9 protein-coding genes are annotated in these 12,997 nt (G+C 38.3%); 8 read left to right on the top strand and 1 reads right to left on the bottom strand.

Going from position 1 to position 12,997, the window contains the following annotated elements:
* Positions 1-5: 5 nt before the first annotated feature.
* The 5 genes from H5090_RS01440 to H5090_RS01460 are packed head-to-tail and all read left to right on the top strand — an operon-like array spanning position 6 to position 9,810.
* On the top strand, positions 6-1,529 hold the full coding sequence (locus H5090_RS01440) for a type I restriction-modification system subunit M (protein ID WP_182694825.1): 1,524 nt from the start codon (positions 6-8) through the stop codon (positions 1,527-1,529).
* On the top strand, positions 1,519-2,730 hold the full coding sequence (locus H5090_RS01445; RefSeq protein ID WP_182694826.1) for a restriction endonuclease subunit S: 1,212 nt from the start codon (positions 1,519-1,521) through the stop codon (positions 2,728-2,730). The genes H5090_RS01440 and H5090_RS01445 overlap by 11 nt, the downstream gene beginning before the upstream one ends.
* Positions 2,731-2,745: 15 nt before the next feature.
* Positions 2,746-5,670: an RNA-directed DNA polymerase gene (locus H5090_RS01450; protein WP_182694827.1), complete on the top strand. Its 2,925-nt coding sequence runs from the start codon at positions 2,746-2,748 to the stop codon at positions 5,668-5,670.
* 13 nt (positions 5,671-5,683) lie between these two features.
* Positions 5,684-8,977, top strand: a complete 3,294-nt coding sequence (locus H5090_RS01455; protein ID WP_182694828.1) for a type I restriction endonuclease subunit R — start codon at positions 5,684-5,686, stop codon at positions 8,975-8,977.
* A 5-nt stretch (positions 8,978-8,982) separates the two neighbouring features.
* The gene (locus H5090_RS01460) at positions 8,983-9,810 is read left to right on the top strand and encodes a M48 family metallopeptidase (RefSeq protein WP_182694829.1); all 828 of its coding nucleotides are present in this window, start codon (positions 8,983-8,985) and stop codon (positions 9,808-9,810) included.
* Positions 9,811-10,021: 211 nt separating this feature from the next.
* Here H5090_RS01460 and H5090_RS21060 read toward each other — a convergent pair whose 3' ends face one another.
* Positions 10,022-10,249, bottom strand: coding sequence for a helix-turn-helix domain-containing protein (locus H5090_RS21060; protein WP_128583447.1), 228 nt, complete (start codon positions 10,247-10,249; stop codon positions 10,022-10,024).
* A 107-nt stretch (positions 10,250-10,356) separates the two neighbouring features.
* On the opposite strand from H5090_RS21060, the gene H5090_RS01470 reads away from it, so the two are divergent.
* From H5090_RS01470 to H5090_RS01480, 3 genes are all read left to right on the top strand, one after another.
* Positions 10,357-10,884, top strand: coding sequence for a hypothetical protein (locus H5090_RS01470; protein ID WP_182694830.1), 528 nt, complete (start codon positions 10,357-10,359; stop codon positions 10,882-10,884).
* A gap of 596 nt (positions 10,885-11,480) precedes the next feature.
* Positions 11,481-11,885, top strand: coding sequence for a hypothetical protein (locus H5090_RS01475; RefSeq protein ID WP_182694831.1), 405 nt, complete (start codon positions 11,481-11,483; stop codon positions 11,883-11,885).
* Positions 11,886-11,899: 14 nt separating this feature from the next.
* Positions 11,900-12,655: a hypothetical protein gene (locus tag H5090_RS01480; protein ID WP_182694832.1), complete on the top strand. Its 756-nt coding sequence runs from the start codon at positions 11,900-11,902 to the stop codon at positions 12,653-12,655.
* Positions 12,656-12,997: the final 342 nt, after the last annotated feature.

Raw genomic sequence — 12,997 nt, forward strand, 5'->3', positions numbered from 1 at the left:
TAACTATGGCAACAACTATAAATCAAATCAATCAGGACGATATTAACAAAGCGGTGTGGAATGCTTGCGACACCTTTCGTGGTGTGATCAGTGCCGATACCTATAAAGACTTCATCCTCACTATGCTGTTTTTAAAATACATCTCTGATGTATACAAAGACGAATACAACAAGCTTATTACTCAGTATGGTGATAACCCAGATTTAATTCACGCCATGATGTCTAAGCAGCGCTTTGTATTGCCTGAAGGCGCCAGCTTTTGGGATTTATACGAAAAACGTTATGAAGCAGGTAACGGTGAGCGTATCGATAAAGCCCTACACGCACTAGAAGAAGCCAACGGCAGCAAGCTTAAAAACGTATTCCAAGACATAAGCTTTAACACCGACCGCTTAGGTCAAGAAAAACAAAAGAACGATTTATTGCGCCACTTGTTAGAAGACTTTGGTAAAGATATTTTAAACCTAAGCACAGAGCGTGTAGGCAGCTTAGACATCATCGGTAATGCATATGAATACCTTATTAAACACTTTGCCGCTGGCAGTGGTGCCACCGCTGGTGAATATTATACCCCGCCAGAGGTCTCAACCCTTTTAGCCACCGTTTTAGAGCCAGTCGAAGGCGATCAAATATGTGACCCATGTACAGGCAGTGGCTCACTGCTATTAAAATGTGGCGCTATGGTACGTAAAAACTCTGGCTCTAAAAAGTACGCCTTATTTGGGCAAGAAGCCATTGGCTCTACATGGGCACTCGCCAAAATGAACATGTTCCTACACGGTGAAGACAACCACCGTATTGAATGGGGCGACACCATTCGCAACCCATTACTGCTTGATAAAGACGGCAACGGCTTATTGCACTTTGATGTGGTAACCGCCAACCCGCCGTTTAGCTTGGACAAATGGGGGCATGACGATGCTAGTAGCGACCCTTACGGGCGTTTTCGCCGTGGTGTGCCGCCTAAAACCAAAGGTGATTACGCGTTTATCAGCCACATGATAGAAACCCTAAAGCCAGACACAGGCCGTATGGCGGTAGTTGTGCCACATGGTGTGCTATTTCGCGCATCGAGTGAGGGCAAAATCCGTAAACAACTGATTGAAGAAAACCTGCTCGATACCGTTATTGGCCTGCCAGAAAAGCTCTTTTTTGGTACAGGTATTCCCGCAGCCATATTAATCTTTAAAAAGCAAAAAGCCGACAACAACGTGTTATTTATAGATGCCAGCCGTGAGTTCAAATCAGGCAAAAACCAAAACCAGTTAACGCCTGAGAACATTCAAAAAGTTATCGACACCTACAAAACGCGTGAAACCACCGATAAGTATTCATACCTAGCAAGTGTTGATGAGATTAAAGAAAACGACTTTAACCTCAATATTCCTCGTTATGTTGATACCTTTGAAGAAGAAGCTGAAATTGATTTAGTGGCAGTGCGCACTGAGCGCGTTCAATTGAAAAACGAACTGCAAACCCTTGAGGCAGAAATGGAAGGCTACTTAAAGGAGTTAGGTTATGGTGCCTAGTGGATGGGAGACAAAAAGCCTAGATAGTGTTACTAAGGTAATTGACTGCAAGCATAGAACACCTAAATATGTTAATGAAGGAGTTCCTTTGGTATCCCCCGGAACAATAAAGTGGGGCGCATTAGATCTCATTACTCCTACAAAAAGAGTGTCTACCGAGGAATACAGCTCTCTAATGGATCATTGCACAGTAAACGTTGGCGATTTAGTATTAAGCCGAAATCAATCTGTCGGTGTGGCAGCGTTTGTTGAAAGTGATGAACCTTTTGTACTTGGACAAGATACTGTTTTAGTAAAACCAACCGAAGCTGATAGTAGATTTCTGTTTTACAACTTGCAATCAGTGGAAACACAAAAAACAATTTTTAAATTGGCTGGCGGGTCTACATTTTCAAGAATAAATTTAGGTGATATTCGCAAGTTAAAAGCCATTTATCCCCCTCTCCTTGAACAAAGAAAAATCGCCCAAATCCTATCCACTTGGGATAAAGCGATTAGTACCACCGAGCGCCTAATCGACAACAGCAAGCAACAGAAAAAAGCCCTCATGCAACAACTGCTCACAGGTAAAAAACGTTTGCTTGATGATTCAGGCAAGCCGTTTGAGGGAGAGTGGGAAGAGATAACTTTAGAAAAGCTCGCTAAATATAGAAGAGGCAGCTTTCCTCAGCCCTATGGTAATCCTGAGTGGGTCGATGAAGTTAATGGATATCCATTTATTCAAGTTTACGATATCGATAAGAACATGAAGCTAAAATCAGATACCAAGATCAAGATCAGCGATGCTGCAATTGGCAAGAGTGTATTCATTCCAAAAGAAACGGTTATTGTGTCGTTACAAGGGTCTATTGGTAGAGTAGCTATAACGCAATATGACGCTTACGTAGACAGAACAGTTTTGCTATTCCAAGAATTTATTGTTCCTATGGATAAAGTCTTTTTCGCTTTCATAATGCAGGAGCTATTTGAGATTGAAAAAACAAAGGCTCCGGGTGGAACAATTAAGACAATTACAAAAGAAGTATTAAGTAACTTCAAAGTTCATATTCCATCCATTACTGAACAACAAAAAATTGCTTCCGTACTCATAAACGCTGACAAAGAAATCGAGCTATTACAGCAACAACTTATTGACTTAAAACAAGAGAAAAAAGCACTGATGCAGCAGTTGTTAACTGGCAAGCGCAGAATCAAAATTTAAGATAAGGAATATCGAATGTTAACTCCTATAAAAGTTGAGTCAGGTTATAAGTATTTAAAAAGCTATGCTTACTTTGAAAATATTAATTTATTTTTAAAGGCAAGAGTTGCCGACTTCGAATCTAGGGCAGTAATGGACAACAATTTGTTTCAACAACTGTCTGAAACAATTTTTAGCGGTGAATTAACAAATAATGCCCCCCTCACTGAGTTAATAAATAAAGTCGACTTTAAGTTGATTGCTAAAGGGTTTGAAAATGATAGTTCAAGTAATGAATCTAACTATGTGACAAATTACAAAAGTGCAGAGTCATATAAAGTTAGTAAAGTTAATTATTTTTTTGATGGACCCGCTGAGCTTTGGTTGATAGATATATTATGGACGCTTCATGTTGGCCCTCTATTTGATAATACTCTCTCAAAAGATTGTTATGGAAATAGACTTAAAGCTAAGTGCTTTAGTTTAATTGATCCTTCAAGTAGTAGTGACTCTAAGGATGTATTTACCAGTTATATTAATCAATACAATCATTGGAGAAATGGAGCGATTTCAACAGCTAAGCAAGTAACTGAAAAAGGTGATGATGTTGCTATATTAGCTATAGATATTAAACAATATTTCTATAATATCGATTTGAAATTTCAGAAAATCACAGCCGAAATTGAATCGTTAATAGTCGATGATGAAGCGCTAGAATTGGCATTATTTCTTACTAACCTTTTAGAAAAAATTTACAAAAAATACAGTGATAAAATAAAGCCGCAATTAAAGTATACCCATAAAGAATGTGAGAATAATTTAGGTCTACCCATAGGATTAACATCTTCAGCGATATTGGCGAATTGGTGTTTAAGTGACTTTGATAGAAAGGTATCTGATATTGTTAGACCAGCATACTACGGTCGTTATGTTGACGATATTCTTTTTGTTTTTAAACGGACTAGACTTCAAAAAAGCAACGTCGTCAAAAGTTTCATTGAAGATTATTTATCATCTGTAATTAGTATTGAAGATAAAAAATTTGGAGTAACGTCAGAGTTCGGTAACTTGGAAGTCCAGAAAGAAAAGATTCAGCTTCATCAATATCACTCTAACCATAGCACAGCAGGACTAGATGTTATTATTGAAGCACTACAAAAGCAAAGTAGTGAATATAGATTGCTACCTGATGGATCGAGTAAAACAGACTTAAGTAGCTACGCCAACGAATTTCTTTACGATGGGCATGAAAGGAACTTAAAAAATGTTTTAAAAGCTTCCGAAAGTGAAGGTGGTTTATCTCAGTTTTTGTCCAAACAAATAGCCTTAGCTCAAGGATCACACCAAAGCCATCATAGAGATTTATTAATTGATATAACTCAGCTTTTTAAAGGACAAAATATATTGCGTTTTTTTAGGCTTTGGGAAAAGGTTTACCAGTTTGCTATTGTCCTTAGGGAATACAATATTGCAGCAAAGTTCTTTCAGAATCTTCAAGTCGAAATTAGCCTGATTAATAGTGCAAATATTCGATACGCTAAAAAGCAACAAATTTTTGTCGAAACCCTGAGAGATCACATTAATCAATACAATAATATTTCATTTAGTATGGTAATAGCTGCTTTAGACATTAAATTGCCTCCAAAGGGAGTTGGCGGTTTTTCAATGACTGTTAGGGTAAGCTCCAACTTTATCAGGGAAAAAGCATCTTTAGATAAAATAATCAACGAGAACAGACTGAGACTGTCCATTCAAAAAATTCGTTCTGCTAACTTATTCAAACACTACTTATCGGCTTGGCCGCTAGCTAACTATACTGATGTTGAGGGAGATTTAACTTGTCAAAGAACCCTATTGAGCGAGGGAGATCTGAGACTAAATCAAACTAAAATTAGTTATACTCCTCGATACATACATTTTGATGAATGGCAGACTTTTGACTTGTTCAGATCTTTGAATGAAAATTCAAACCTACCAACTTGGATAAAAGAATCAAAAACAAATTACTCTCAAGAAACGGGTAACTCCATTAGTAACTTTAATGTGGAAGAAAGCCCTAAACAACATGATAAAATTACAACTCATCATATAGTTATTGGTCAAGACTTTAAAAGAGCAGAGCTTAAATTAGGGTTAGCTAATTTTGTTGTGCCAGATATTGATATTGCTTCAGCGTTAAGAGCTGATATGCCTAAAAACTTAAGTAATGAGCGTCAGTGCTCATTAAACTCAATGCTCAACTCAGCAGTAAGAGATGATGTAGATGTTTTAGTTTTTCCTGAAGTGTCTATTCCCGTTGAGTGGTTACCGAATCTGGTTCATTTTGCGAGGATAAACCGAATAGGTTTGATTTTTGGTTTAGAACATTGGGTTGTAGGTGAAGTTGCTCACAATCTTATTGTTGAAGTCTTACCGTTTAAATCTAATGGTAAATATAATTCTTGTGTGATTCTACCTAGATTAAAAAATCACTATGCCCCTGCTGAGCAAAAACTGCTGCAATCATTGCGACTTCATCAGCCCCAAGTACAGGAACCCTCCTATCATAGAGTTAGTTGGAATGGAACGAGCCTAGCTACATACAATTGTTTTGAGCTTTCAAATATCAGCCATAGAGTGCTGTTTAAATCACAGTTAGATTTACTCGTAGCGTGTGTTTGGAACCGAGATACTAATTACTATCAACATATATTAGAGTCAACTGTACGAGATTTACACTGCTATACAGTTCAATCAAATACATCTCAATATGGTGGTTCTTGTGTACTTCAACCAAGCCGAACTGAAAATAAAACTCTGCTGTATGTAAAAGGTGGTGAAAATAGTTCAATTTTATCTACGAAGCTTAATATTAAGAAACTGAGACAGTTCCATTACCAGTTGAGTTCGACTGAAGCTGATAAGGGTGGATTTAAGCCTCTACCTCCGGGCTTTGATCATGACGAACTAAAGAATCGATAGCAGGAATAGCTAGATGGTACAAACTACAATGAGTTTTAAAGAAGAATTTAGCGCAAAAATTCCCGCGCTTACGCTGCTAACTAACTTAGGCTACACGTTTATTCCACCAAGTGAGTGTGAAGCCCTTCGCGGGAACACGTTAGCAGGTAACAAAAAAAGCACCCATCAGGTGGTGTTATTACCTGTGATGCGTGCCTTTTTAGCCAAACAGACATTTTCGTTTTCAGGTAAGCAGCATACGCTCTCAGAAGCGGCCATTGATAAGGTAATGCATGAGCTGAACCCTGCCATGAACCTTGGGCTAAAAGCTGCTAACGAGAAGATTTATGATGCGTTAATGTATGGCGTGAGTGTGACTGAATTCATTGATGGTAAAAAAGCCTCGCTCACTATTAAGCTGATTGATTGGCATAATATTGATAACAATGCGTTTCATTGTACCGAAGAATTAGTAGTACAAAATGCCGAGGGTACGGGCAACCGCAGACCTGATATTGTGTGTTTTGTAAATGGTTTGCCATTAGTGGTGATTGAGGCAAAACGCCCCGATTCAAACAAAGAGGGTAAATCGACCAACTTTGCAGCAATCTCCCAACATATTCGTAACCAAAAGCAGGATGAAATACCGCATTTATATGCCTATAGCCAGTTACTGTTAGCCATAAATGGACATGAGGGCTTGTATGCAACGTGCGGCACCCCTGAGAAGTTTTGGGCTAAGTGGAAAGAAGAGCAAATACCGGAAGCTGAATTTGTTAGGCTTAAAAACCACACTCTTGCTGATGAGCAATTAAATGCATTGTTTAATCATCGCCCTGCAAAAGATAAAACAGATTACCAGTCACTTATTGCCGCAGGTGAACTGACGGTAACCGACCAAGACAGGCTGATTGTAAGTTTATTACGCCCTGAACGCCTACTGGATATGACCCGCCTGTTTACTTTGTTTGATAAAAAAGCAGGCAAGATTGTTGCGCGTTATCAGCAAGTATTTGGTATTAAGGCGCTGATAGAGCGTATTAATACGTTTGATGACACTGGCGCACGTGAAGGCGGTGTTATTTGGCATACCACAGGTAGTGGTAAGTCGTTTACTATGGTGTTTTTATCAAAAGCACTTATTTGGCTTGAAGAACTTGCGCAGTGCCGCGTAATCATTGTGACTGACCGAGTGGATTTAGAAGACCAGCTAAGCCGTACTTTTGCTTCGGGTGGCGTACTCACCGACCGCGATAAAAAAGATGCTATGGCGACCACAGGTAAGCGTTTGGCTGAGCAAATTGGTCAAGGTAACGAACGCGTTATTTTCTCGATCATTAATAAGTTCGGCTCTGCCATAAAACACAAAGACTGTTACAACGATAGCCCTAATATTATTGTGTTAGTGGATGAAGGCCACCGCAGCCAAAACGGTGAAAATAATATCCGTATGCAGCAAACCCTGCCTAAAGCTGCCTTTATCGCCTTTACAGGTACGCCGCTATTAAAAGACGATAAGACCGAAAACAAGTTCGGTAAAATCATTCACTCTTACACTATGCAGCAAGCGGTTGAAGATAAAACAGTGACCCCATTGCTTTATGAAGAACGTATTCCTGAGCTAAACGTTAACGATAAGGCGATTGATGCATGGTTTGATCGTAGTACCAGTAAGCTGAGCGACAAACAAAAAACCGATTTAAAAAGAAAGTTTTCACAAAAAGGTCAAATATATCAAACTGCCGATCGCATTATGTTGATTGCCTATGATATTGCCGACCATTTTCAAAACTTTAAGCATCAAGGTTTAAAAGGTCAGTTAGCTTGTGACTCTAAAGCCTCTGCAATACGTTATAAAGAGGCTTTAGATAAAATTGGCACCGTGACATCAGTTGTGGCAATGTCGGCTCCTGACACACGTGAGGGGCATGATGTAGTTGATCAAGAAAGCAAAGACATTGTACAAAATTGGTGGAAAGCCAATGTTGATAAAATGGATGAAAAAGCCTACACCAAAGCCATTATTGAAGACTTTGGCAGAGATGACGGCCCTGACATCATGATCGTAGTAGATAAGCTCCTGACAGGCTTTGACGAGCCAAAGAACACTGTGCTTTATATCGATAAGCCCCTTAAAGAGCACAACCTAATACAAGCGATTGCCCGTGTTAACCGACTGCATAGTAAAAAGCAGTTTGGCTACTTAATTGATTATCGGGGCATATTAAAAGAACTTGATACCACTATAGAAAAGTACCAAGACCTTGCGGAGCGTACTCAAGGCGGTTTTGATATAGATGACCTAAAAGGTTTATATAACCGCATGGACACCGAGTATAAAAATCTTCCGGGGTTGCACAGCGATTTGTGGGCGATATTTGAAGGTGTAAAAAACAAACAAGATGGCCCCGCTTTACGCCAAGCACTAGCACCGAAAGTGCATGAGGTTGATGGTAAGCTTACCGACACCAACCTTAAAAAGCGTGATGATTTTTACTCAATACTCACGGCATTTTCAAACTGTATGAAAGTAGCGCTGCAATCTGCCACCTACTTTGAAGATAAGTCGTTTGATAACAAGCGCGACCTATACAAACGAGACTTAAAAGCCTTTGTAGATTTACGTAAACAAGTACGTGAAGATGCCGACGAAACCATTAACTATGATGAATACGCTGAAGATATCCGTAGCTTGCTCGATAAACACATAGCGGGTATTGAAGTAAAAGAGCCAGATGGCGCATATTTAGTGGGTAACTTGGGCAAAGACGTTAAGCCGCAGGATATGAGCGATGACGAAGCTCGTAACCAAACGGACAAAATTACAGGCCGAATCACCAAGATGATTGAGCAAGATTTAGCTGATGATCCTTATGCACAAGAATATTTTTCTAAGATGCTTAAAAAGGCCATTGACGATGCTAGAGCCATGTTTGATGCCCCTGTTAAGCAGTACATATTATTCGCTGATTTTGAGCAAGAAGTAAAAGACCGCAAAATCGCTGATGTTCCTAATGACTTTATGGATGACGTAGGCAAGTTAAACAAACATGCCCAAGCCTACTTTGGTTTGTTCAAACATCTATTCGATAGTGAGCTTTTAACTGAAAAGGCACTGGATAATGAGAAATTGGTAGCGCTTGCTTTTGATATTGATGCCGTCGTGAATGATGCTGTTGCTGAGTACTCCATTAACCCTGCGGAAATTGAAAACGCCATTCACATGAAGTTATTACCCATACTGTTTGCTGAGCTTGGCCTTGATAACGCACAAAAGCTGATTGAAGAAGTGTTAAAGATAACCCGATTAGGCATAGCTAGAGGCTAATGTAAGTGACACAAAAAACGGTAGCCGCTGCTATTCATTCTGAAAAAAGCAGCGCAACAACCAACGAACAAGGTGTTTTTACTTATGGTAACAACACCATTCGCTACGACGTTATTCGTAAAACCAAGCCTGCTGATAACTCTAAACAAACAGCACGCAAAGTAATTATTAAGGTTCACCCTGATCAACGTGTTGTAGCTACAGTGCCACATGATGCAAGTGATGATGCTATTCAAGATGCCATGCATAAGCGTGCCAGATGGATTTGGCAAAGCATTGATGAATTTGCTAAGCAAAAAGATAAGGTTTTACCCAAACGTTACGTGAGTGGTGAAACACAGTTTTACTTAGGTAAGCGCTATGTATTAAAAATCATCATTGGTGCTGAGCAAGTGCCCAATGTAAAGCTGAGCCGTGGCAAATTGAATGTCACTATCAAGCATGACATTAACAAAAATAATGATGATCGGTTGGTGAAAATTAAACCGCTAATCGACAAATGGTATCAACACAAAGCTAAAGCAATTTTTCATGAGCGACTAGCCGAGTTACTTCCAAAAGCCACTTGGGTAACAGGCATTCCTTCTTTTCGTGTGATGGCAATGAAAAAACAATGGGGAAGCTGCTCTGCCAAAGGCAACTTGATGCTCAACCCTCATCTTGTTAAAGCGCCGAAAGAATGCATTGATTACGTGGTACTGCACGAGCTTTGCCACATCGCAGAACACAACCACAGCGAGCGTTTCTGGCGCTTACTCACACAAGTAATGCCCAATTGGAAAGAAGTAAAAGCCAAATTAGATGATATGGCAGAGATGTATTTGAATGAATAGAATAAATTCAGCATAGTAATAAGTTCGAAAGCTCCTATAAACTATACAAAATAAGATAGAGCTTCTTAAAAGTATTTCTTACTATTTTCGAAGTCGATTATCCCAACTCACATATCGCGTTTAAGGCTCAGCTATAGGAAGTAATATTAGTTACAGATAATCAAAAATACGATGAGCCGAACAGTTCTAGTATTATAATTTTGCGACAATGCTATTTTTTTATTTGGGATACAGAAGGGAATAGGTCGTTTGCCTCACAGTTTAATAGCACCATTATTTCATATACCTTTTCACAAGATATAGCTATAGATCCAGTTTCAACTCTACTAATGTAACTTTGCTCTACGTTTAAATTATGGGCCAACTCTGCTTGGCTCCACTCTTTTTTTACACGAGCTAATTTTATATTTTTACCAATTATTTCTATAACCGATCGCATTTCAACAATACCGGGATTCTAAAAATAGAATGATCCCATATTGATAGCAATCCACATATGTAATATATTACATAAAATATACACTATAATACATAAAAGGTATGGCTATGCAATTAGAACTAGACTCATTCTTTGAGACAGTTATTGCTATGAAAAATATAGACTGCTTTACATCGAAAGAGATAGCCGTAGGTATTTGTTGTTCGACTAAAAATGAGTGCTATGAACTTGCCAATATAGAAAATAAAGTAATTGAGCTAACGAGAAAATTTACTAAAACTGGTTTATTGAAAGAGATGAGAGCTGAAGGGAGTCAATATTCTACCTATAAAAAAACAGACTTATTTTATGAAGTACATAAGTGCTCGAATACAGTGGCCCAATTAAAAGCTAACTATTTACTAGATTTACAAGCGCAACGCTACAAGTGCAGCTTTGAAGTATTAGAATATGAATCTCAACGTGAAAAGTATTATGAGCTATATGAATATCACCATAATTTAAAGGAGATTATGGCACCCGCTTCAAAAAATTTAGAAGAGCGTTATAACAGCTTACTGCACAAGCTAAACGTAATGGACCAACTTATAGAGATATACCAAATAGAATTAAATACAGAAGAGGCCTTAATCTAAACAATAATAATTGAATACGTATTAAATTTATCGATTCTTTAGATGCATATATAAGGGATTACTAGCCTAATCTTTAGTAGCTCATATCCGATCTTACAGTTTAAAAGAACGGTTCTTCATCTGATAAGCGGCTTTGAGCGTGAAGCAGACGGTCGGTTAAACTCGTTTTTGGACAAAAACGTGTTAGAGGCTAAGGGCAGCTTTGTGCGTGAAGCGGACATTCAAGCGTAACTCGTTTCTGCCCCATTATGAGCTAGCGTAAATGCTCTAAGGGCGGCTTTAAGTGAACAGATATAGTATTATTCATCTAATGCTATTGGCACTATTCGATAAATCTGATACTCCACTAACTCTCATGTCATCACCAATGTAGGAAACTGTGCAAATAAACAGTACTGTTGTTTCGCTCCCATATTCAAGAAAATGAGCGATGAGCGTATTTTCTTTTTCTGAATACCTTTAGTGTCAATAAAAATATTAAAGTTGGCAATGCATTACGTTATTTGTTAATAATAGATTTATTAATACATGCGCGTGACATTGGCAGAAAGGTGTGCAACGGGCGCGCTATAAAATTGTTAAGTGACAAGTGATATATGCAATCTTTTTTTGAACTAGAACAAAAACTCTTTAATGAACATGGAAGTGAATACAACTCATTCACTCGGCTTTTATTAACAATTACCGTCGCATGTATCACTATCCTAGCTTCCACAAAGGCAGTTTCGCCAAACATATTATTTATTGTTGCGTTTGTTCTATTATTTATTTCTTTATTATTCGGCATTTTGGTTCAACATCGAATAATGATGAATCCAATTTATCATCTTGAATTGGCTTGGAAGCAATTAGAAGAAGCTGAGAAAACTGGCTCGTCTGAACCAATAAAATTAAGAAGAAAACCAAGTAAGTTGGAACAGTGGTTTTATCGACTTCAGGCAGCTAGCTTTGTTCTCGCGTTTTTCATGCTAGCTGTTTACTTTGTGGGAAAAGTCACTTAACAAAGCGTTAAATCTTGATTAAAGGTAAAGGAAGTTTTAGTAATATGGATTTTATTTTAGCAACGCTGTACGTTTTTCTGCCCATAGCATTAGCTCGTTCTTCCTTAAATCTAAAGCATGAATATCAAAGCAAAGTAGAAATATTTGACGAAAAATTTAGAGTACAGTTTTCTAGGCTAACTAAGCTAAAGACTATAGAAGGTGTAGATTACCTTGGCAATGTTCTGGGGGTTGCCTTTGGAATACTAATTTTCGCTTCGATAATTTCTAATCTGGTATTTGGTATAAAGCTTGCGCAGAATGCATTAGTTGCGAAAGCTCTTCTATTTTCAACCTTCGGGTTTATCGCAACAAAATGGTACACCAAGCCTCACAAATATTCGTTAAGCTTCTTAAAAGATATGGCTCAGATGGCATCTTTAGCCATGCTTATGCCATTAATTGATCTTTTTTTAGGCATAGAATACACATCAATACTATACAGGGACATACAGAGCTTACTAGTAATAGACGGATTCAATCTTCCATTAGAGCCCAGTATTTTTGTAATGGGTATTGTTATGTCATTGTTTATGTTTATTTCGTTTAGCGTGATGTGGCTCTTTGCAAGTGTATTTTTAGGTATTTTCTTTATCCCAGTATTTACTACTTGCTTTTTCTTTTTAAAAGCTTGTTCTACCTTGGAAAAATATTGGGGCAAACAAACATTGAATGGGCTTTTAGTTATTTTAATAATTGCTACACAGTACTACTCATGGTTTAAGGGTTAACAAACACATTAAGTCGCTTCGCTGGGACAGTAACACGTTGGCTCTGTCGCTTCACTCGGATTTTAGCCCACGTGTTACCGCCCCTTATGTGGGTGGCCAAATTAACTATGCCACTACACTTACTTTATCTAGTAAACCGCTAGGTTAGTTCACTCTTAATCATTGACTAACCCAGCGACCTTAAATCTGTAGTGACAGAGGTAACCTTTATTACTAAAGATACAGCGCTCAATGTGGTTGTTGAGCGAACGGTAAATAAAACAGTGTAGCGTGGATGAAGTGAGCACTACAAATGTATAGTAATTTGTAACCTTGTATAACTCGACCATTGTCCGAGCTAAA

The sequence above is a fragment of the Pseudoalteromonas sp. SR43-5 genome (assembly GCF_014163835.1).
Classification (GTDB): Bacteria; Pseudomonadota; Gammaproteobacteria; order Enterobacterales; family Alteromonadaceae; genus Pseudoalteromonas; species Pseudoalteromonas distincta.

Bases quoted from the DNA above. Each gene is read 5' to 3' on its own strand.
- H5090_RS01445 (WP_182694826.1), top strand. From the start codon at position 1,519: ATGGTGCCTAGTGGATGGGAGACAAAAAGCCTAGATAGTGTTACTAAG.
- H5090_RS01440 (WP_182694825.1), top strand. From the start codon at position 6: ATGGCAACAACTATAAATCAAATCAATCAGGACGATATTAACAAAGCG.
- H5090_RS01450 (WP_182694827.1), top strand. From the start codon at position 2,746: ATGTTAACTCCTATAAAAGTTGAGTCAGGTTATAAGTATTTAAAAAGC.
- H5090_RS01455 (WP_182694828.1), top strand. From the start codon at position 5,684: ATGGTACAAACTACAATGAGTTTTAAAGAAGAATTTAGCGCAAAAATT.
- H5090_RS01475 (WP_182694831.1), top strand. From the start codon at position 11,481: ATGCAATCTTTTTTTGAACTAGAACAAAAACTCTTTAATGAACATGGA.
- H5090_RS01470 (WP_182694830.1), top strand. From the start codon at position 10,357: ATGCAATTAGAACTAGACTCATTCTTTGAGACAGTTATTGCTATGAAA.
- H5090_RS21060 (WP_128583447.1), bottom strand. From the start codon at position 10,249: ATGCGATCGGTTATAGAAATAATTGGTAAAAATATAAAATTAGCTCGT.